Source organism: Nocardia sp. CC213A, assembly GCF_030766805.1.
GTDB classification, from domain to species: Bacteria; Actinomycetota; Actinomycetes; order Mycobacteriales; family Mycobacteriaceae; genus Nocardia; species Nocardia otitidiscaviarum.
Map to the genome: position 1 here is coordinate 139,334 of NZ_JASFXA010000011.1, position 20,756 is coordinate 160,089.

Genomic DNA, 20,756 nt, shown 5'->3' on the forward strand with positions numbered 1-20,756 from the left:
CGCCGACGGACCACCGGCCCGCCGACAGCGGAGAAGTTCGTGGCCCCCAACCGAGCCAGGAACGATACGACTGTGCCGCGTCCCGCTCGGCCTCGGCAGCGGATGCGGGGGCGCCGCGAGCACCGACGACGTACGCCCCCGGTCAGCGGCCCCGCCACACCGGCGGCCGCTTCTCGGCGAAGGCGCGCACCCCCTCGCCCGCGTCCTCGCTGGACAGTGCCGTGGCCGCGATCCGCCCCTGTCGGTCGAACGCTTCGCCGCTGGGCCAGTCCGGGCTCTCGTCGATGATCCGTTTGGAGGCGGCCACGCTCAGCGGGGCGTTCGCCGCGATTCGTTCCGCCAGCGCCAGCGCGGTGTCGAGTGCGTGGCCGGGTGCGGCGATCTCGTTGATCAGACCGAGGTCGGCGGCGCGGGCGGCGGTGATGGGGTCACCGGTGAGCGCCATCTCCATGGCGACGGCGCGGGGAATGCGCTGCGGCAGCCGCAGCACGCCGCCGCCGACGGCGACCAGACCGCGCTTGACCTCCGGAATGCCGAAGGTCGAATCCTGCGCGGCCACGATGAGATCCGCGCACAGGGCCAGTTCGCAGCCGCCCGCCAGCGCCGGACCCTCCACGGCGGCGATGAGCGGTTTGGCGGGCGGTCGGCCGACGATGCCGAGGATGCCGCGCTGCTCGGTCACCGGCACCTCACCGCGCGCGGCCGCCTTGAGATCCATTCCGGCGCTGAAGAATCCGCCCGCCCCGGTGAGCACGGCGATGCGCGCGTCCGGATCGGCCTCGTAGGCGTCGAGGGCGCGTTCGATACCGAGCGCGGTGGCCAGGTCGATGGCGTTGCGGGCATGCGGCCGGTTGATGGTGATGACGGTGATGTGGCCGCGCCGCTCCACCAGCACCGGCGCGGGCGGCGGTGCGGGCAGCTCCACCCGGGTGCTCCCGGTGACCTGCACGGAGTCGCCGGAGACGGTGACCGGCAACCCCAGCAGATCCCCGTCGGTGAGTTCGGTGAGCAGTCGGGAGTCGGTGCTGCGCACCAGCACTCGCGCACCCTTGGGGGTGAGCAGCGACAGGATCGCCGCCTCCGGCCGCCCGTCTCGGTCGTAGGGCAGCGTGTACGCCTCCACCACGGCTTCCCCGTCGTAGCCGGTGCGGGCCGGACGCGCCGGCGGATGGTCGATCACGGGTGTCAGATGCCGGTATCCGGCGCGCGGCGGGGTGGTTGAGTACACGCCGACCGCGTGTTTGGTGAGGTACCAGCCCAGCGACGTCGCCAGCCCGAAACTGCCGGGTTCGGCGCGCAACCGTTCCACCAGTGTCGCCACCGCGTGCCCGCCGTAGTTGTTGCCCGGCCCGCCGCCGAAGGTGAGACCGCCGGTCACCGACAGCGGCCGCTTCGGGTCGTCGACGGGCAGGCCGAGTTCGCGGGCCGCGATCTGCACGGCCACCGGGAAGCAGGCGTACAGGTCCACGTGCGCGAGATCGTCGGCGGTGATCCCGGCATGGTCGAAGACCGCCGCGCCCAAGGTCCGGATGGCCGGGGAGGCGGCCAGTTCCGCGCGCTCGCTGACGAACCATTCGTCGTGCCCGGACGCGCCCGCGTGCAGGAACACCCACTTGTCCTGCGGGATGCCGGCGGCTTCGGCCGCGGCGGCACTGCACACCACGATGCCGGAGGCCATATCGACGGTCAGGTTGGCGCATTCGAGTTTGGTGTAGGGCGCGGAGATCATCCGGTTGTCGGCGGTGACGGTCGCGATCTCCGCGGCGCTGGTCTCGCGCGGCTGCCAGGCGTGCGGATTGCGCGCCGCCACCGCCGACAGCCGCGACCACAGCTCGGCCACCGCGCGGGCGTGCTCGGCCGGGCCGCGGCCCAACCGATGCCGGTTCGCGGATTCGAGCAGTGCGTACATGTTGATGGGCGCGAGCAGCCCGGCCGTGGTCTCGGGCGCGTTGTTGGCGGGCTTGTCCACCCCCACCGTGCGGGTCGGGCGCACCTGCTCGCCCTGCACCGGCCAGTCCACCTCGACCCCGGCGCGCCGGGCGGCGGCCTGGGTGGCCCCGGCTTCCGCGCCGGTCACCAACACCACGTCGTAGTCCCCGGCAGCCACCGCCGCGGCCGCCTCGTTGAGCACCAGCTGTCCGCCGTCACCCCCGAACGGACTGGACTGCACGGTGTCCGCCGCGCCCGCGCCCACCGCCTCGGCCACCAGCGCGCCCAGATCCCGGTACTGCCAGGAGGTGGACGCCACCGCGAACACCGCGTCGGCCCGCCGCAGCAGCGCCTCGCCCGGCCCCGCGTCCGCGGCGGCCCGGCGCAGTGCCTCGACGGCCAACTGTGCGGGATCCCGGTAGGCCGGGTCGGGGGTGCGCTGCACGAGCTGACCGACACCCACCAGCACCGGGGTGGTGGGGGCGAGCACGGTGTCGGATGCCTGGTGCCGCACCGCCTTCCGCGCTACGCGCGGCTTCGCGGGGGCCGCGTCGGCCAGGATCGCGGGCAGCGCGCCCAGCGAATCCCGCAGTGCGTCACCGAGACTGCGGGCCACCGACCCGCCCAGCGGCCCGTCGATGGGCGCACCCGCCAGTCCGGCGTCCACGGCCACCAGCGCTCCGCTCGCGGCGGGCACGACGGTCACCCAGAACGTCAGCCGCAGCCCCTGCGGTCCGGTGCCGTGCAGCTCCATCCCGGTATCGGTCACGGCGGCGACGGTCCAGTCCAGATCGGCGGGAATGCCCATGAACCGCGCCTGCTGGGTGAATTCCAGGCCGGGCTCGGCCGTTCCGGGCGGATCGCCGCGCCAGCCCGCGTGGAACGCCATCCACTCCGGAATCCGGTCGAGTTGCACCAGATAGTCCAGCGCCTGCCGGGCGGAGACCTCGACGGACTGCCGGGCCTGGGCAGTGCGCGCGAAGGCGGCCAGCCCGTCCGGCGGGGTGTACGCGCCGTCGTCGACCGGCGGTTGCGGCCGCTCCCCCGTGCCGGTGAGTCCGGCGATCAGGTCGCGCACGATGCGCGGATCCCTGCGCACCGCCCCCAGCAGTTCACCGCCGGCGCGAATCTGCTTGCGCACCATACGGAACCGATCGAATCCGGGCACCGCCGTCACCGTCCTACCTCCTCATCGAGGGTGAGAGCCTTGGAGACTTACCGTATCGCCATCTACGTTCCAGCGGGAGGGTCGATCCGGCCGCACCGCCGCGCGGTCGCAAACACGACCAATAACACGACCAATCGGGCAATCTTTCGGTTACCCTCGGTGGTGTTGTGTCGTCGTCTCGTCGTCCGTCCGATCGACAGGAAGCGAGCGCACCATGCGAGTGGGATTCATCGGCACCGGCCGCATCGGCGGCACCCTGGCGCGACTGCTGGTCTCCGGCGGCGACCACGTCATCCTCAGCGCCGCCCACCCCGACGGACCCGCCGCCCTGGCCGCCGAACTCGGCCCGCACGCCACCGCCGTCGCCTCGCCCGAGGATATGCTCGCCGCCACCAATGTGGTGGTCATCGCCGTCTGGTGGGACGCTTTCGAGACCCTCGCCCGCGACTACGGCGACGCGCTGCGGGGCAAGATCGTCATCGACACCAGCAATCCGCTCACCGAACGCGACGGACAGGTGGTGCCGGTACCCATACCCGACGGGCTCACCAGTCCGGAGTACCAGCACAAGCGGCTCGGGAACGTGCGACTGGTGCGCACCTTCGGCGACCGCCTCGCCACCGACCTGCTCGCCGACGGCCTGCGCGGCCAGCGCACCGGTGAGACCTCCGAGATGCGGTACTGGAGCGATGACCGGGAGGCCGCCGCCACGGTGGTGCCGCTCATCCGCGACGCCGGATTCCACCCCGTCGACGGCGGCGGACTGGCCCAGTCCGAGAACGCGGGCGAATAGTCCGAGAGCACGGGCGAACAGCGCGTTCGACAGCGGTGGGCGGTCGGGGCGGGCTCACGCCGTGCTCCTGGACCCGCCCCGGTACCAGCTCCGCCCTCCGTCGGCGTAATCGCCCGCGCTAGAGCCGAATTCCCAGCAGTGCGTCCACCGCGGCACGCACCAGGCTCGGCGCGGCGGTGTCGGAACCGCCGTAGTTCACCGCCTGCTGCGCCCAGCTGTCCACGGCGGCAAGCGCTTTCGGGGTATCCAGATCGTCTGCCAGATGCTGGCGCAGCCGGGCCACGGTGTCCGCGGCGGCTGGGCCGGCGGTCAGCGCCGTCGCCGACCGCCAGTGCTCCAAGCGGGAAAGCGCCTCGGCGAGCACGGTATCCGACCATTCCCGATCCTGCCGGTAGTGCCCGGCGAACAGCCCCAGCCGAATGGCGGCCGGATCGGTGCCCGAGCGGCGCAGCGTCGAGACGAACACCAGATTGCCGCGCGACTTGGACATCTTCTCACCGTCCAGGCCGATCAGCCCGGCGTGCACATAGTGGCGGGCGAACCGGCGACCCTTCACCAGCGCCTCCGCGTGCGCGCTGGAGTACTCGTGATGCGGATAGATGAGGTCGCTGCCGCCGCCCTGGACATCGAACTCGGTGCCGATGCGGTTGAGCGCGATGGCCGCGCACTCGATATGCCAGCCCGGCCGCCCCTCACCGAACGGCGCGGGCCAGGACGGTTCGCCCGGGCGGACGGCCCGCCACAGCAGCGGGTCGATCGGATCCCGCTTGCCGGGGCGCTGCGGATCGCCGCCGCGCTCGGCGAAGAAACGCTCCATGGTCGCGCGGTCGTATCCGGACTCGTAGCCGAACTGCTCGGTGGCGTCGTGGCGGAAGTAGATGTCGGGGTGGTCCGGATCGTCCACCACATAGGCCGCGCCGCAGGCCAGCAGCTTGTCGACCAGTTCCACGACCTCCTGCACCGATTCGATCGCGCCCACGTAGTGCCGCGGCGGAATCACCCGCAGTTCGCGCATGTCCTCGCGGAACAGGTCGATCTCGCGGCTGCCCAGTTCCCGCCAGTCGATCCCGTCGCGCTCGGCCCGCTCGAACAGCGGATCGTCCACATCGGTCACGTTCTGCACGTAGTGCACCTCGTGCCCGCCGTCGCGCCAGATCCGGTTGACCAGGTCGAAGGTCAGGTAGGTGGCGGCGTGGCCGAGGTGGGTGGCGTCGTAGGGGGTGATGCCGCAGACGTACATGGTGGCGGTACGCCCCGGCGTCACCGGGCGCACCTGCCGATCGGCGGTGTCGTACAAGCGCAACGCCGGTCCGGATCCGGGAACGGTCGGGACAGCGGTATCGGACCAGGACTGCATGATTCGAGGGTAAAGGGACGATCGAGGCAGCTCCGCGCCGCCCCCGCGCGAGGAGACCCGCACCACCCACGGCGATATGCGCGGACCTGCATGAAAGCGTGCCGGGTGGGGACGTCAACCATTGGAATCATGATGTACGCAACGAACCAGGCCGCGGATGGGCGAGGCGGGGTGCGGACGCCCGCCCCGACACCGGGCGGACGGTGCGCGTGCGCGGACGGTTCCGGGCTACGGTTGACGGGCGGTGCGGTCGCCGGCCTTCCCTGCCGACCGCACCGTACTTCGGAACGGGATCGGGAGGCCGACCCGCCGTGCGATGCGGAGCACGACCCGGGGAACCGGCCCATCGCGAGTAGGGGTTCCGGTAGTAACCGCCGAAAAACCAACGGATATGGGTATCGCCGCGGCTGGCCGCCGGTGAGTCCCTGATTCGGCCTGCGATGTAGGCGGACTACTGGTTGGCTTGGCTCCCAACGCTATTGGTTGGTGTGGGAGGTCGGTTCGTGGCGACGCGGGTGTTCGCGGATGAGGAGTTGGCGCGTCTGCGGGAGTTCCCGAGATCGGGCGTGAGGAGTTGTTCCGGTTCTTCACGCTCTCGCCGGCGGATCTGGCGTTCGTCGATCCGGGGCGCGGGCGTGGTCCGGCGGATCGGCTCGGTATCGCGATCGCGTTGTGCACGTTGCCGTGGTTGGGGTTCGTGCCCGATCGGGTGGTGACCGCGCCGCCGGTCGCGGTAGCCCGGCTGGCCGAGCAGCTGCGCGTCGACGGCACCGAGATTCGTTCCTACGGCCGCCGTGCGCAGACCCGCACCGATCACCTGCGCCTGGTCGCCCAGTATCTGGGCTGGCGCGCTGCCGGTGCGCTCGAACTCGAGGAACTCGACGAGTTCCTGCTCGCGCGGGCAATGGAACACGATTCCCCGACCCTGCTGTTCCGGCTCGGGTGCGAGTACCTGATCTCGGCGCGGGTGATCCGCCCGGGCCCGGTGAGCATGGTCGAACGCATCGCCCACGCCCGCGAGCATGCCCAACGCGAAACCTACGACCGCCTGGCCCATGAGTTCACCCCGGCCCGGTGCGCCGAGCTGGACGCGCTGCTGACCGTCGACGCCTCGCTTGGGGTGTCGCGGTTGCGGTGGCTGTCGACCGGTCCGGTGGAGGCGTCTGCGGCCGCGGTGCGCGCCGAGGTCGACAAGCTGGCGTTCCTGCGCGGACTGGGCGCCGATCGCCTCGACATGTCGGTGCTGCCCGCCGAGCGGCGCCGGTTCCTGGCCACGATGCGCCGCCGACTCACCCCGCAAGCCTTGGAACGCCGCGACCCGCAGCGCCGGTATCCGATCCTGCTCACCGTGTTGGCCCAGTCCGGCACCGACGTCCTCAATGAGGTTGTGGCGTTGTTCGACCAGGCGATCTCGGCGAAATTCGGTGCCGCCGAACGCCGGATGCAAGCCGAGCTCGCCGAACGCGGCATGTCCGGGGAGGACCGCCAGGGGTTGCTCGACGACCTGCTGGCGATCGTGACCGATCCGGCGGTCGCCGATGAGGAGATCGGCGCGCTGATCCGCGGCGAGAAGATCGGCTGGGAACGCCTGCGGGCGGCGCTCGCGCAGGCCAGACCCCGGCTGCCCCGCGATCACGGGCATCTCGCGGCGCTGGATTCCTCCTACAACTACCTGCGCCAGTTCGCCCCCGCGGTGCTGGCGACGGTGGGTTTCGCGGGTGGGACCGCGGCCAGTGAGCTGCTGATCGCGGTCGCGATGCTGCGCGAGCTCAACGCCACCGGCCGGCGCAAGGTCTTCGACGAGGCACCGACCGGGTTCGTGCCCACGAAGTGGCGCGGCTACCTCGATCAGGCGCGAAAGTCCGGTAGCGCCACCGCGTATCGGCACTACTGGGAGCTGTGCGTGCTGCTCGGGCTACGCGACGGGCTGCGCAGCGGCGATGTGTACGTGCCGGGCTCGCGCCGCTATGCCGACCCGGCCGCCTACCTGCTCACCGGGCAGCAGTGGGAACCACAACACGAGGAGTTCTGCCGTTTGGTTGGGCGCTCAGCCGATCCCGGCGTCGCCCTGACCTCCGTGGTCGAAGAACTGCACGTCGCGGTCGACGAGCTGGAGGCGGTGCTCGCCGAGGGCGAGGGCCCGGTGCGCCTGGACGGCGAGTCCGGAGACCTGATCATCTCCCCGCTGACCGCCGAAGACGTTCCGGCCGAGGCGATCGCGCTCAAGGCCGAGCTGACCGAGATGCTGCCATTCGCGCCGATCGTGTCGCTGTTGATCGAGCTGGACAAACGCACCGGCTACCTGGACTGCTTCACCCACGCCGGCGGCCAGGCCACCCGCACCCCGGAGCTGAAACGCAACCTGATCGCGGTGCTGCTCGCGCACTCGACCAACCTCGGGTTGACCCGGATGGCCGAGGCATGCGGCATCTCCTACGACATCTTGTCCTGGACCGACGAATGGTACGTGCGCGAGGAGACCCTGCGCGCGGCGAATCTGGTGCTCATCGACTACCACCAGAAGCTGCCGCTGACCCCGGTGTTCGGTGCCGGGACGCTGTCGTCCAGCGATGGGCAGCGGTTCCCGACGCGGGGGAAGTCGACGACCGCGCGGCCGATGAGCCGCTACTTCGCCAACGAGGGCCTGTCGGCCTACACCCACGTCACCGACCAGCACGCCACCTACGGCACCAAGGTGATCGTGGCGACCAAACGCGAAGCCCACTACGTGCTCGACGAAATCCTGGGCAATGCCACCGATCTGCCGATCACCGAACACGCCACCGACACCCACGGGGTCACCCTGGTCAACTTCGGGCTGTTCGACCTGCTCGGCATGCAGCTGTCCCCACGGATTCGGGACCTCGGTCGTATCACCCTGCATCTACGCCGCGAAATACCTCTCCGATCCGGACTACCGGCGCAAGATCGCCCGCCAGCTCAACAAGGGCGAATCCCTGCACGCGCTGCGCCGCGACCTGCTCTACGCGCACGAGGGGATGATCCGGGCCCGCCAGCTCGCCGACCAGACAGAGCAAGCCTGGTGCCTGACCCTGGCCACCAACGCCGTGATCGCCTGGACCACCGAGTATTACAGGCTCGCCGTCGAACAGATGCGCCGGGCCGGGCAGCGCATCGACGACGAGGTCCTGGCCCACATCAGCCCCGCCCACAGCGCCAACATCAATTTCTTCGGCGCGATCGAGGTCGACATCGACGCCGAACTCGCCGCACTCGGCCCAACCGGATATCGGCCGTTGCGGGTCCGCGACACCCTGTTCTGATCGCCGCCGCGGGCGGGAGTCACAGGGCTTGCAGGGTGTAGAGCGCGTCCGTGGTCACGACGGTCGCGCCGAGGGTATAGCGCAGTGTCGGCGTCCATCTCGGGCATCGGCTCCGGATCCGACTGGCGAGCCCGACATATATGCAGAAGTCAGGACTTACTGCGTGCGAAAAGAATCGCTTGCTGAGCTTCCGCGTCCGGGTCGAGCAGCATCTGAGCCTCGACCACGAATCCGGCATCGCGCAGCCAGGATGCCACCTGGTCAGGCTGACGGCAGTGGACATGGACCTTCATCGGGTGACCGCCATAGCCGTCGGTCTTCAACCGCGACTCGTCGCCGACGTGAAACAGCAGCTGCAGCGGTCCGCCGGGACGCAATGCTCGGTGGAAGTGCCCGAACACGGTCGGCACCTCGTCGTCAGGGATGTGGATCAACGACTGCCAGGCGAGCAGGCCTGCCACCGAAGCGTCGGGGAGGTCCAGGTCCGTCATCGAGCCCACCTCGAACCGCAGGCCGGGGTGGTCGCGCCGGGCCACGTCGATCATCGCCGGGGAGAGGTCGACACCGAAGGCGTCGACCCCGAGCTCATGTAGGTGGGCGGTGACTTCACCGGGGCCGCAGCCGACGTCCGCGACCGGCCCGCCGCCAGCGACCCGCACGCTGTCGGCGAACAACGCCAGAGCCGCGCGAAGGTACTGGTGTCCGGCGAGGGCGCCGCGCACTTGGTCGGCATAGCTGACCGCGACCGTGTCATAAGAGGTTCGGATGTCGGCCAACCAGTCATTCGTGGTCATGACCGGCACGATATTCCATGATCACGACCTCGTGGACGGCCGACGCAGAGAGAACCGATCATCGCCCTGAACTCCGCCGCGTTTCCGCGGACCGCAATGCAGGAGAGCACACCATGGCGCTGACCACCGAACAGCGCCGCCGTAACAAGCCGGCATCCATGCTGCGATAATGTCGTCAAATGGTCCTTTGACGACACCCATCGGGGGGCGGCTCCCGGGCCGCGTGGATCGTGCGGAAACAGCACTCCCGATCCATTGCCGTCCGTTCCGTATCGACGACAGGGTTTGACGACAGATCCCCGCGCTGCACCGCGACGGCTTCCGCGAGCTCGCCCGATACGCGCGCCCCGGCGACCGGCTCACCGTGTCCGAGCTCTATCGGTTGTGCCGCGACCTCGCCGACATCCTCGCCGTGCGCGACTGGTGCCAGCGGCACCAGGTGAAACTGCGGGTGCTCTCCGGCGCGCTGTGTCGGGCATCACCGACCTGGCCGCCGCCGACGCGACCACCACCATGCTGGTCAACGCCGCCCTCGCCCGACAACACCGAGTCAGCCGCGTCGCGATTCGCACCGCACTCGCCGACCTGCTGCCCGACCGGCCCGAACAACTCGCCCCCACCGATATCGACGAACCCCACCCGATCCGAATCGAGATGCCGGGCAAGCTCGCCCACCACCTCACCGCCCACACCGCCGACCTCGGCGAAACCGAACGCCACGCCCTACGCGACGGCCGGCAGATACGGCGAGGCCAGGGCTACAGCCTGCACGTCACCGCCCCACCACACATCCACCAGGCACTGCTGGCCGCCGCCGAACCCCTCGCACACAGCACCGCGGCCGCCGACCGCAAGGCATATCGGATCTACCGCGACCGCCTCACCCAACAACCCCCGGCCTGACCGGCACCCAGCGCGCGTAACCCGCCCTCTACCAGCGGGTTACGCCATATCCGCCCGAAATTCGGCCGATACCACGGCGACCCCATATCCGTTGGTTTTTCGGCGGTTACTACCGGAACCCCGAGTACGGAGCACGGGTCGGGGAAGCCGACCAGCGGGCGCGAGCCGGAACGCGGACCGGGGAAGCCGACCAGCGGGCGCGAGTCAGAACGCGGGCCAGGGAATCGGCCGGTTGCTGTTGGGTAGCGGCAGCCGCGGATCGTCGAGTAGCGCCCGCGCCCGCGTCTCCAGCGCGTCGATCTCGGTGTCGGTGATCGACTCCGCCAGCCCGTCACCCAGCTCACCGGGCAGCGCCTTCACGAAAACCGTGATGTCGGAGAGCAATTCGTCCTCGATCGGCTCCCCGGCCCACCCCCACAGCACGGTCCGCAACTTCGGCTCGGTGTGCAGGCAGATGCCGTGGTCCACCCCGTACACCCGTCCGTCGACGCCGTCGAGCGCATGCCCGCCCTTGCGGTCGGCATTGTTGAGCAGCACGTCCAGGACGGCGAGCCGCCGCAGCCGGGGATCGTCGGCGTGCACCAGCGAGACCGGACGCCCCGAGCCGTCCAGCGCGCGCAGCACCTCCCGGAACCCGTCGGGCACCTGCCCGGCCGGGCACAGATCCACCAGCTCCGGCCGCCTGTCGACCGGCTCGATCTGATCGACCCACCGCTGCACCATGCCCGGACCCACCGGCCCGTCGCGCAGGATGGTCTCGGGTATCAGCCCCCACCCCAGTGCCTCCGACACCCGATAGGACGCCACCTCGCGCCCGGCCAGGGTGCCGTCCGGGAAGTCCCACAGCGGCCGCTCCCCGCGCACCGGCTTGTACACCACCCGCACCCCGTCGGCCTCGCACACCAGCGTCACATTGCTGGCCGTGGTCACCTGTCCGACCACCGTCAGATCCGCGGTCCGGAACGGGTCGCCGGTCATGGGCTCAGTCCTCGGCCTCGGTCGCGCCGAAGATGTCGCCGCGCTTGTAGCCGTTGGTGCGCACGCACATATGCCCCTGGGGTGACAGCGGCTCCCCGCACAGCGGGCACGGCGGCCGTCCGGCGGCGATCACCCGCGCCGACCGTAGCGCGAACTCGCGCGCCTGGATCGGGGTGAGGAACACCCGGACCGCGTCGGGGCCCTCCTCGGTGTCGTCGAGCACCACCGACTCGTCCACCTCGGTGTCGGTGATGGCCAGCAGCTCCACCACCACCGCGCCCGCGTCGGCGTCCCAGCCCAAACCCATGGTGCCGACCCGGAATTCGGCGTCGATCGGGGTGACGAGCGGGTCGGTGTCGGCGACATCGGCGGGCTGCGGCGGCACCGGGGTGCCGAAGCGGCGGGCCACCTCGTCCAACAGCAAGCCCATCCGATCGGCCAGCACCTTCACCTGCTGTTTCTCCAACAGCACGCTGATCACCCGCGGTTCCTGCACGGCCTGCAGGTAGAAAGCGCGGTCGCCCGGCTCGCCGACGGTGCCGGCGATGAATCGATCGGGGGTGCGGAAAATGTGGATTGCTCGTGTCAATCTGCACCTCCTGACTGCCCTACACGGGATGAGAACTACTCGGCATGAGAATCGGGGCGTTCCGCATCCCCATTATCCGTACTCGCGGTATCGCCTGTCTCTCCACCGGGAACCGGACCGGTGGCCGCGGCGTCGCCGCGGCGCGGGGAAACCGCCGCCAACGTGGACAAATCCGTACCCGTGTCGTTCACCCGCCACACGTACGGGGCGGTCGGTGTGTACCTGACCACGCTGATCGACGCGGGCTCCACGACAATGCGCTGGAACAGGTCCAGATGCATGCCGTACGCGTCCGCGAGCACGGATTTGATGACGTCGCCGTGGGTGCACGCCACCCACAACGCGTCACCCCCGTGTTTTCGTGCCAGCGCCGCATCGTGTTCGCGCAGAGCGGACACCGCACGGAACTGCACCTGCGCCAAGCCTTCTCCGCTCGGGAACGCCGCCGCCGACGCGTGCCGCTGCACCACCTTCCACAGCGGTTCGGACAGCAGCTCGCCCAGGGGTCTGCCGGTCCAGTCGCCGTAGTCGACCTCCAGCAGCCGCTCGTCGGGTTCGGGTTCGATACCGAGCTTGTCGGCCAGCGGGGCGACCGTGCGCTGGCAGCGCAGCAGCGGCGAGCACACGATGTGCTCGACGGGCAGCGAACCCAATCGCTGCACCAGCGCCTGCGCCTGTTCGCGGCCACGGTCGGTCAGATCGACCCCCGCACTGCGACCGGCCAGCGTGTGGGCGGCATTCGACGTGGACACGCCGTGCCGCAACAGGATCACCGTCACCGGGCCAGCCTACTGGCTACGCGGAATGCCGACATGTGATCACGTCGCCGAGATGACGCCGCCGGCCAGCAGGCCCATGACCGCCAACCCCAGCACGATGCGATAGCCCACGAACCAGTTCAGTGAGTGGCCGGCCACGAAACGCAGCAGCCACGCCACCGACGCGTACCCCGCCGCGAACGCGATGATCGTCGCCACCAGCAGCTGCGGACCCGAGGCGTTGAGCCCGGCCCCGGCCGGTTCGAAGGCGTCCGGCAGCGAGAACAGCCCCGACGCGGTGACCGCCGGAATGGCCAGCAGGAACGAGAACCGCACCGCCGCCTCGCGGGTCAGCCCGCAGAACAGGCCGGCCGTCGAGGTCGCCCCGGAACGCGACACGCCCGGGATGAGCGCCAGGCACTGCGCGAAACCCATGACGAGGCCGTCGCGGGTGGTGAGCTGCTCGATCGGCCGCTGCTTCTTGCCGTAGTACTCGCCCGCGGCGATCACCAGCGCGAAGGCGATGAGCATGAACGACACCAGCCACAGATTCCGCGCGCCCGTACGGATCTCGTCCTTGAACAGGAAGCCGATCAGGCCGATCGGGATGGTGGCGATGATCACGTACCAGCCGATGCGATAGTCGAGTTCGCGCTGCGCGTCCGCGTCCAGGCCGTATCCGGTGTCGCCGTACCCGGTGTCGCGGTAGACCGGCAGCTGGGTGGTGGGCTGATCGTGCAGCGGCACGGTCTCGCGCTGGCGAGCCTTCAGTTTCATGCCCACGGTGGTGAACCAGGCGACCAGGATGCGCCAGATGTCCTTGGCGAAGAACACCAGAACGGCCGCCTCGGTACCCAACTGGGTGACGGCGGTGAACGACGCGCCCGCATCGTCGCCGAAGAACACCGACGACACGATTCGCAGATGCGCCGACGACGAAATCGGCAGAAACTCCGTCAAGCCCTGCACCAGCCCCAGCACCACCGCCTGCAGCCACGTCATCGACTCGCCCACGCACCACTCCTGTCCACACCGAATCCTCTACTGCCGGTGGGCAATTCGCCCACCGTCGACGGCCTGCCCCGCACCCGGCCCCGCCGCGATATCGTTGGCGACCCTACCCGCCCGCCCGCGCGGGCTGGTAGGGGTCCGCCGCAACCGCGATGTGGCGAGGTCGACGGCGAGGCTTGCGCCCTGGGAAACCACCTGTGCGCCTAGGCTGACGCGTGTGACACGAGGGTTTGCACGGTGATGGAACAGCGGACGGTGGGCCGCAGTGGACTACGGGTGTCCCGAATGGGGCTGGCCACGCATACCTGGGGCCGGGAGACCGACGCCGACGACGCGGCCGCCCAGCTCATGGCGTTCGTGGAGGCGGGCGGCACGCTCGTCGACACCTCCCCCGCCTACGCCGACGGGACCGCGCAGCGCATTCTCGGCGAACTGCTGCGCGAGATCGGCAGAGACGAGCTGGTGCTGTCGGGCAGCGCGGGACGCACGCCGGTGCTGGCCGATCCGGCCGCGCCCGCGCCCGCACCCACCCGATGGACGGTGGACGCGTCGCGGCGCACCATGATGCGCCAGCTCGACGCCACGCTCGCGACGCTGGGCACCGACCATCTCGACATCTGGACCGTGGACGCCTGGGATCCGCACACGCCCCTGGAGGAGATCGCGGCCACGCTCGAGTACGCGGTGCGCACCGGGCGGGTGCGCTACGCCGGGGCGCGCGGCTACGACGCCTGGCAGTTGGCGACGCTGGCCGCCGCCGCGCCGATCACCGCCGCCTATTCGCCGTACTCGCTGCTGGCGCGCGGGGCCGAGCACGAGTTCGTGCCCGCCGCACAGCATCACGGCATCGGGGTGATCGCCACCGCGCCGCTGGCGGGCGGCATCCTGACCGGCAAGTACCGGGACGGGGTGCCCGCCGATTCGCGCGGCGCGGACGAGGCCACCGCCGCCGAGATCCGGGCGCGGCTCGACGACCGGGCGGTGCGGGTGGTGGACGCGCTGGTCACCGCCGCCGACGGGCTCGGGGTGTCACCGCTGGCGGTGGCGCTGGCCTGGATCCGGGATCAGCCCGCGGTGGCGAGCATGATCGTCGGCGCACGCGATATCGGGCAGCTCACCGGTGTACTGGCCGCCGAAACCCTGGAACTGCCACGGGCCATCGCGGCCGCACTCGGTGACGTGAGCGCCCGCACAGAATGAGCCAGGCTAGCCTTGCCTGCATGAGGAGTCTCGTGCGTGCTCGAACGGTGACGGCCCGGCGCATCCTGCTCGTGCTGCTGGGCGTGAGCCTGGTCGCGGGCGTCACCGCGTGCGCCGGTCCCGAGACCGCGGGCACCGGACCCACCACCGCCGAGGTCGGCGACCTCGACCCGGTGCCGATCGATCCGGCACCCACGCCGGTGCTGCCCGCCACGGTGCGCTCCTTCGACGGCAGCGAGGTCACGGTCACCGACATCAGCCGCATCGTGGCGGCCGACCGGTACGGGACGCTCGCGCAGACAGTGGTGGCGCTCGGACTCGGCTCGAACCTGGTGGGCCGCTCCAACTCCGCGTCCTTCCCGGCGGTCGCGGACCTGCCGACCGTGAGCGGCGGCGCGGGCACGCTCAATGTGGAAGCCGTCGCGGCCCTGCGGCCCACCGTCTTCCTCACCGACACCACCGCGGCCACCCCGGTCATCCGCGATCAGCTGCGGGCCCTCGGCATCACCGTGGTCTACTTCGATCCGAAGCGCACCCTCGACGGGGTGGTCCCGCAGATCGAGGCCGTGGCCGCCGCGCTCGGCGTGCCGGATGCGGGCGCGGCACTCGGCGAGCGCACCCGCGCCGAGATCGAGGCGGCCCGCACAGCCGTTCCGCCGCAGGACGATCCGCCGCGCATCGCCTTCCTGTACCTGCGCTCCACCGCCATCACCATGATCGCCGGACCCGGATCGGGTGCCGATTCGCTCATCACCGCCATCGGCGGCGAGGACGCGGGCACCGCCTCCGGCATCACCGCGGAGTTCCTGCCCATCACCAGCGAGGCCATGATCGCCGCCGCCCCCGACGTGCTGCTCGTCATGAGCGACGGCCTCGACTCCGTCGGCGGCGTCGACGGCGTGGAAAAGATCCCCGGCATCGCGCAGACCCCGGCGGGCCGCAACCGCCGCGTGGTCGATATGGCCGATGCGGTCCTGCTGTCCTTCGGCCCCAACACCGGCCGTGTCCTGACCGCCCTCGCGGAGGCCGTCTACGGCGACCACGCGGCATGAGCGAGCGCTCGGAGGAACCCGGCCGACGCCCGAACGCGGGCTCCCGGACGGAACGTGACGGGAGCGCGGCAGCCGGACACGAGGACCCCGGGGCGGCGGGTTCCGACTCGAATCCGGCCATGCCGCACGAGGTTTCGGTGAGCGTTGCCGATCCTGTGCCGGTCGGCCGCCCTCGCTGGTCGCGGACCGCGCTCATCTTCGCGGGGGCGTTGGCGCTCATGGTGGTGCTGGCGGTCGTCTCGGCGGCCGTCGGGCAGGTGCCGACCAGCCCGGCCGAGGTGGCGGGCAGTGTTTTCCACCGCATCGGGCTCGACTGGGGGCCGATGCCCGCGCACCCGGCCGGGGATGTGACGCTGTGGGAGGTTCGTTTCCCACGTGTGCTGCTGGCCGCGTTGGTCGGTGCCGCGTTGGCGACCGCCGGTGCGCTGCTCCAGGGCGTGTTCGCCAATCCGCTGGCCGAACCCGGTGTGATCGGCGTATCCGCCGGAGCCGCGGTCGGCGCGGGAGTGGTCATCGTGGTGGGCGGCGCGTTCGCGGCCGCCTGGTCGGTGGCGGGTGGCGCGTTCGCCGCCGGGCTGGCGACCACGGTGCTGGTGTACGTGCTGGCCCGCTCCAACGGCCGCACCGAAGTGGTGACGCTGGTGCTCACGGGTGTGGCCATCAACGCCTTCGCCGGGGGCGTGCTGTCGTTCCTGCTGTTCACCGCCTCCCCGGCGGCCCGCGATCAGATCGTGTTCTGGCAGTTGGGCAGTCTGAACGGGGCCACCTGGCAGGCGGTGGCGGTGGTCGCGTCGCTGACCGCGCTCGGTGTGCTCGCCGCCGTGCTCATGGCCCCGAAACTGGACCTGCTGGCCCTGGGCGAGTCGGCGGCCCGGCATCTGGGCGTGGACGTGGAACGGCTGCGGCGCAACGTGATCGTGGTCGTGGCCGTGCTGGCCACTGCCGGGGTGGCGTTCACCGGCATCATCCTGTTCGTCGGCCTGATCGTGCCGCATCTGGTGCGCATGCTGGTCGGACCTGCCCACCGGGTGCTCATCCCGCTGTCGGCGGTGCTGGGCGCGGTGGTATTGCTGGCCGCCGATATCGGGGCGCGCTCGCTGGTGCACAACGCCGACCTGCCCCTCGGCATGCTCACCTCCCTGGTGGGCGGCCCGTTCTTCTTCTGGCTGCTGCGCCGCACCCGCGCCCGTGCGGGAGGCTGGGCATGAACGGCCGGGTGCGCGGGACGGCAGCGAGCCGTCACCATGCGGCAGCGCCCGGCCGAGGCGCGGAAGAACACAGCACGAGCGGTCAGGCGTGGACACGGCGGCGGCGCGGCGCGGGCCATCCGACCGGATGTCGGCTGCGGGCGACGATGGGAGCCGGGCGGCGGGCCGCTTGCGCGCGGAAGGACACGGCATGAGCGGAAAGCTCGGTTTCGCAACGGTTTTCGGCCGCGCACCCGCGCTGCCGGAGGCACCCCGGCCCGGCGCGGTCACCCTGAGCGCGCGCGGGGTGGTGGTCGAGCGCGGTAAGGGCCGCCGGGTGCTGGACGGGATCGACTTCGAGGTGCGGGCCGGGGAGATCGTCGCCCTGGTCGGCCCGAACGGTGCGGGCAAGTCCACCCTGCTCGCCGCCCTCACCGGAGAGCTGGACCTGCTCGGCGGCACCGTCGAACTCGACGGCCGTCCGCTGAGCGACTGGGCGCCGCTCGACATGGCGCGCCGGCGCGCCGTGCTGCCGCAATCGCACACCGTCGGGTTCCCGTTCACCGCCCGCGAGGTGGTCGCCATGGGCCGCGCGCCCTGGGTGCGCACCGAACGCGAGCACCGCGACGACGAGTTCATCGCCGCCGCCATGCGCGCCACCGACGTCACCCACCTGGCGGCCCGCACCTTCCCGGCCCTGTCCGGCGGTGAACGCGCCCGCGTGGCCCTGGCCCGCGTCCTCGCCCAGGACACCCCCACCCTGCTCCTCGACGAACCCACCGCCGCACTGGATCTCGGGCATCAAGAACAGATCCTGGCCTTGGCCCGCGACCGGGCGGCCGCGGGTGCGGCCGTGGTGGTCGTGGTCCACGACCTGGGCGTGGCCGCCGCCTACGCCAACCGGGTGGCCGTCCTGGACGCCGGCCGCATCGCCGCCGACGGCCCACCCCGAGCGGTGCTCACCACCGACCTGCTCACCGGCGTCTACCGGCACCCGGTCGAAGTGCTCGACCATCCGGTCACCGGCGCGCAACTGGTGCTGCCGGTGCGCGGGTAGCGGCGCACGTCCCGCTCCCCGGGTGCGGCAGGCCGGTCGCGACCGCCAGACCTACCGCCACACCAGTTTCAACACCGCCGGAGTCAACAGCATGCGAATCACGGTGGCGTCCAACAACAGTGCCGCGATCATGCCGTAGGCGATGTACTTCATCAGGACCAGATCGGAGAAGCCGAAGGCCCCCGTCACCACGATGAGAATCGCCGCCGCGGAGGTGATCACGCCGCCGGTGTGGGCGATGCCGTAGCGGATGGCCTCCGCGGGTGGCGCACCGTCCGCGCGCGCCTCGGCCATCCGCGATTGCAGGAACACCTCGTAGTCGGTGGACAGGCCGAACAGCACGGTCACGATCAGCACCAGCACCGCGAACATGAGCGGGCCGGGGGTGAAGTCGAACAGCTCCGCGCCGTGGCCCTCCACGAAGATCCAGGTCAGGATGCCCAGGGTGGAACCGAGGCTGAGCGCGCTCATGAGCACCGCCTTCACCGCCAGCACCAGCGAGCGGAACGCCGCGTACATGAGCGCGACGGCCGCGCCGACCAGAATCAGTGCCAGCAGCGGCAGCCCCTCGATGAGGCCGTGGATGCTGTCGCGCTCCAGCGCGGGCACCCCGGCGACCAGCACCCGCACCCCGGGCGGATCGGGAATGTCGCGCAGGGCCGCGATGGCGGTATCGGCGTCGGCCTTGTCGATCAGCCCGGACCCCAGCACGGTGACCCCGTCCTCGGTCGGTGCGAACGGATCGAACGGCCCGGTCATCAGCCCCGTCGTGCGCTGGTTGGCCTCGTACCGGATGTCCGAGAGCTGCTGCGGATCCGCGTCCACCACAACCAGTTTCAGCGGTTCGGTGCGGAAGCTGGGGAACCGTTCGTCGAACTCCTGCTGTGCCGTTCGGGCCGGATTGTCCGCCGCCAGGTAGCGTTCGCTCAGTCCGCCGAACTCGATATGGCGGAACGGCAGGATCAACGCCAGCAGCATCAGCACCACCGGCACGATCACCAGCCACGGCCGCCGCATGGCGAAGGCCGCCAGCCGCGAGAAGAATCCGGCGTCGATCTGTTCGGCGGTGCGGATGCTCGCGAACCGATGCCAGCCCCACAGGTCGATGCGCTCGCCGACGATGCCGAGCACAGCGGGCAGCGCCGTCACCGACAGCACCGCCGCCAGCAGCACCGAACTGATACCGCCCAGCGGCACCGAGCGCAGCACCCCGTTCGGGTAGATGAACAGTGCGCCCAGGCTCACCGCGATGATGGCCGCCGAGAACAGCACCGTGCGCCCGGCCGTGGCCACCGTGCGCGCCGTGGCCTCCTCCACGCCGCGGCCGTTCGCCAGTTCCTCCCGGAACCGGGTCACCGCGAACAGTCCGTAGTCGATGGCCAGGCCCAGACTCACCAGGGTCACCACGGCACTGGCGAAGACGTTGACCTCGATGTGGTCGGTGAGCAGCCGCATGATGCCCTGACTGCCCAGAATCGTCATCCCGCCGATGAGCACCGGCAGCAGTGCGCCGATGACGCCGCCGAACACGAAGTACAGCAGGATCGCCACGATCGGCAGGGCGATGAGCTCGGCCCGGTGGATATCCCGCTGCATCCCGGTGTTGATGCCCTCGACCACCGGTTGCAGCCCCGCCAACTGGACGGTGGCGCCGCCCGGCCCGGCACCGGGCGCTCCCGCTCCGAACTCGTCCTTGATGGCCAGATAGTTGTCGACCGTCTCGGTGCCGCCGTCGCCGTGCAACCCGATGGAGGCGAACGCGTGCGTGCGCGACGCGTCGGCGAACTGCCCCATGAGTGAGCCGTCCCAATACGAGTCGATCTTGAGAATCCGGTCCGGGTGCTGCTCGCGCAGCCGCTCCAGATCCGCCGCCACGGCCGAGCGGACCTCCGGATCGTCCAGCGTCCGCCCCGCGGGCGCGGTGTAGAGCACGATCAGATCCGAATCGGTGTCGCGCCCGAAGGTGCTGTCGGCCAGTTTCGACGCCGCCACCGATTCACTGGACTCGTCGAACCAGCCCTCCTGCGACAGCCGGTCGCCCAGATCCCGCCCGTAGAATCCCGACGCCAGCACCGCCAGCGCGAATACGGCGAACACCAGGTACCGGTTGCGGTGGATCATGCGCCCCCACCGCAGGGAACCGGTCTCGATCATGGGTCAGCCGCAGGCCGCGGTCGTGTAGTCGGCCGACCGCAGAATGCCGCACAGGTCGGTGCGCGAGATCTTCCAGCGACCGTCGGTGTACACGAAATGCACCACGGTGGTGCGCACGTTCGTGCCGGTGCCGTCCTTGTCCAGGCTCAGGGTGGCGGTGAGGGTGCCGTCGCGATTGTCGAATACCGGGTCCCGCACGCCGTAGATCGCTCGCGGGTTGTCCTGCAGCGCCTTGTACATATCCGGAATGGCGTCCCGGAAGGCTTCGCCGTCCTCGATGAGGGCGGTGCGCTCGGAATCCGGCAGGTTCGGGTCCAGCGCGGATTTGATGTGCGCGTCCAGTTCGGCCGCGGTCGGAATGGCCGCCCGCACGGCGGCGCTGCTGCTGGCCGCGGCCGCCGAACTCGACGATTGCGCCGCGTAGGCCGAGGAGCGGGCCGCCGACACCGACTCCTCGTCACCGCCTCCGCCGCAGGCCGCGAGCGCGGCGGCGAGCACGGAGACGGTGAGCGCGGTGGCTGCCGAACGTCGAAGTGCCATCA

At 70.7% G+C, this 20,756-nt stretch carries 15 protein-coding genes and 2 pseudogenes; 8 read left to right on the forward strand and 9 right to left on the reverse strand.

Going from position 1 to position 20,756, the window contains the following annotated elements; genetic code table 11:
• Positions 1–142: 142 nt before the first annotated feature.
• Complete coding sequence (locus tag QJS31_RS21260) at positions 143–3,106, reverse strand: crotonase/enoyl-CoA hydratase family protein (protein WP_306357512.1); 2,964 nt, start codon at positions 3,104–3,106, stop codon at positions 143–145.
• Positions 3,107–3,311: 205 nt separating this feature from the next.
• Between QJS31_RS21260 and QJS31_RS21265 the strand changes: the two genes are divergently transcribed.
• On the forward strand, positions 3,312–3,890 hold the full coding sequence (locus QJS31_RS21265) for an NADPH-dependent F420 reductase (protein WP_282785310.1): 579 nt from the start codon (positions 3,312–3,314) through the stop codon (positions 3,888–3,890).
• Positions 3,891–4,008: 118 nt separating this feature from the next.
• Here QJS31_RS21265 and mshC read toward each other — a convergent pair whose 3' ends face one another.
• Entirely contained in the window at positions 4,009–5,247 is a 1,239-nt protein-coding gene (gene mshC / locus QJS31_RS21270; RefSeq protein ID WP_282785309.1) for a cysteine--1-D-myo-inosityl 2-amino-2-deoxy-alpha-D-glucopyranoside ligase, read from the reverse strand.
• Positions 5,248–5,750: 503 nt separating this feature from the next.
• On the opposite strand from mshC, the pseudogene QJS31_RS21275 reads away from it, so the two are divergent.
• Positions 5,751–8,531 (forward strand): annotated as a pseudogene (locus QJS31_RS21275) (Tn3 family transposase).
• A 149-nt stretch (positions 8,532–8,680) separates the two neighbouring features.
• On the opposite strand, the gene QJS31_RS21280 reads toward QJS31_RS21275, so the two are convergent.
• Positions 8,681–9,325, reverse strand: a complete 645-nt coding sequence (locus QJS31_RS21280; protein ID WP_306357513.1) for a class I SAM-dependent methyltransferase — start codon at positions 9,323–9,325, stop codon at positions 8,681–8,683.
• A 304-nt stretch (positions 9,326–9,629) separates the two neighbouring features.
• On the opposite strand from QJS31_RS21280, the pseudogene QJS31_RS37410 reads away from it, so the two are divergent.
• Positions 9,630–9,773 (forward strand): annotated as a pseudogene (locus QJS31_RS37410) (recombinase family protein); the annotation flags it as partial.
• 20 nt (positions 9,774–9,793) lie between these two features.
• Positions 9,794–10,228: a hypothetical protein gene (locus tag QJS31_RS21285; RefSeq protein ID WP_306357514.1), complete on the forward strand. Its 435-nt coding sequence runs from the start codon at positions 9,794–9,796 to the stop codon at positions 10,226–10,228.
• 204 nt (positions 10,229–10,432) lie between these two features.
• On the opposite strand, the gene QJS31_RS21290 is transcribed toward QJS31_RS21285, so the two are convergent.
• The 4 genes from QJS31_RS21290 to QJS31_RS21305 are packed head-to-tail and all read right to left on the reverse strand — an operon-like array spanning position 10,433 to position 13,555.
• On the reverse strand, positions 10,433–11,206 hold the full coding sequence (locus QJS31_RS21290) for an SCO1664 family protein (protein ID WP_306357515.1): 774 nt from the start codon (positions 11,204–11,206) through the stop codon (positions 10,433–10,435).
• Positions 11,207–11,210: 4 nt separating this feature from the next.
• Complete coding sequence (locus QJS31_RS21295; protein ID WP_029927805.1) at positions 11,211–11,795, reverse strand: DUF3090 domain-containing protein; 585 nt, start codon at positions 11,793–11,795, stop codon at positions 11,211–11,213.
• 35 nt (positions 11,796–11,830) lie between these two features.
• Positions 11,831–12,574 carry a histidine phosphatase family protein gene (locus QJS31_RS21300; protein ID WP_282785307.1) on the reverse strand — a complete coding sequence of 248 codons (744 nt, stop codon included), beginning with the start codon at positions 12,572–12,574 and terminating at the stop codon, positions 11,831–11,833.
• Positions 12,575–12,613: 39 nt separating this feature from the next.
• Entirely contained in the window at positions 12,614–13,555 is a 942-nt protein-coding gene (locus QJS31_RS21305) for an undecaprenyl-diphosphate phosphatase (protein WP_306357578.1), read from the reverse strand.
• 249 nt (positions 13,556–13,804) lie between these two features.
• Between QJS31_RS21305 and QJS31_RS21310 the strand changes: the two genes are divergently transcribed.
• The 4 genes from QJS31_RS21310 (at position 13,805) to QJS31_RS21325 (ending at position 18,060) form a co-directional block, all read left to right on the forward strand.
• Entirely contained in the window at positions 13,805–14,764 is a 960-nt protein-coding gene (locus tag QJS31_RS21310) for an aldo/keto reductase (RefSeq protein WP_143980889.1), read from the forward strand.
• Between the two features lie 20 nt (positions 14,765–14,784).
• Positions 14,785–15,816 (forward strand): hemin ABC transporter substrate-binding protein, encoded by a 1,032-nt coding sequence (locus tag QJS31_RS21315; RefSeq protein WP_282781444.1) that lies wholly within the window; start codon positions 14,785–14,787, stop codon positions 15,814–15,816.
• Positions 15,817–15,935: 119 nt separating this feature from the next.
• A complete protein-coding gene (locus QJS31_RS21320) occupies positions 15,936–17,024 on the forward strand; it encodes an iron ABC transporter permease (protein ID WP_282781446.1) in 1,089 nt (362 codons plus the stop codon).
• Positions 17,025–17,214: 190 nt separating this feature from the next.
• Complete coding sequence (locus QJS31_RS21325; RefSeq protein WP_282781448.1) at positions 17,215–18,060, forward strand: heme ABC transporter ATP-binding protein; 846 nt, start codon at positions 17,215–17,217, stop codon at positions 18,058–18,060.
• Positions 18,061–18,111: 51 nt separating this feature from the next.
• Here QJS31_RS21325 and QJS31_RS21330 read toward each other — a convergent pair whose 3' ends face one another.
• Positions 18,112–20,214 carry an MMPL family transporter gene (locus QJS31_RS21330; RefSeq protein ID WP_306357516.1) on the reverse strand — a complete coding sequence of 701 codons (2,103 nt, stop codon included), beginning with the start codon at positions 20,212–20,214 and terminating at the stop codon, positions 18,112–18,114.
• A gap of 3 nt (positions 20,215–20,217) precedes the next feature.
• Complete coding sequence (locus QJS31_RS21335) at positions 20,218–20,754, reverse strand: hypothetical protein (RefSeq protein WP_282781452.1); 537 nt, start codon at positions 20,752–20,754, stop codon at positions 20,218–20,220.
• Between the last annotated feature and the right edge of the window lie 2 nt (positions 20,755–20,756).

Excerpts from the sequence above, each read along its gene's own strand:
- QJS31_RS21310 (WP_143980889.1), top strand. The coding sequence starts at position 13,805 with ATGGAACAGCGGACGGTGGGCCGCAGTGGACTACGGGTGTCCCGAATG.
- QJS31_RS21315 (WP_282781444.1), top strand. The coding sequence starts at position 14,785 with ATGAGGAGTCTCGTGCGTGCTCGAACGGTGACGGCCCGGCGCATCCTG.
- QJS31_RS21265 (WP_282785310.1), top strand. The coding sequence starts at position 3,312 with ATGCGAGTGGGATTCATCGGCACCGGCCGCATCGGCGGCACCCTGGCG.
- QJS31_RS21330 (WP_306357516.1), bottom strand. The coding sequence starts at position 20,214 with ATGATCGAGACCGGTTCCCTGCGGTGGGGGCGCATGATCCACCGCAAC.
- QJS31_RS21325 (WP_282781448.1), top strand. The coding sequence starts at position 17,215 with ATGAGCGGAAAGCTCGGTTTCGCAACGGTTTTCGGCCGCGCACCCGCG.
- QJS31_RS21305 (WP_306357578.1), bottom strand. The coding sequence starts at position 13,555 with ATGACGTGGCTGCAGGCGGTGGTGCTGGGGCTGGTGCAGGGCTTGACG.
- mshC (WP_282785309.1), bottom strand. The coding sequence starts at position 5,247 with ATGCAGTCCTGGTCCGATACCGCTGTCCCGACCGTTCCCGGATCCGGA.
- QJS31_RS21335 (WP_282781452.1), bottom strand. The coding sequence starts at position 20,754 with ATGGCACTTCGACGTTCGGCAGCCACCGCGCTCACCGTCTCCGTGCTC.
- QJS31_RS21280 (WP_306357513.1), bottom strand. The coding sequence starts at position 9,325 with ATGACCACGAATGACTGGTTGGCCGACATCCGAACCTCTTATGACACG.
- QJS31_RS21290 (WP_306357515.1), bottom strand. The coding sequence starts at position 11,206 with ATGACCGGCGACCCGTTCCGGACCGCGGATCTGACGGTGGTCGGACAG.
- QJS31_RS21320 (WP_282781446.1), top strand. The coding sequence starts at position 15,936 with ATGCCGCACGAGGTTTCGGTGAGCGTTGCCGATCCTGTGCCGGTCGGC.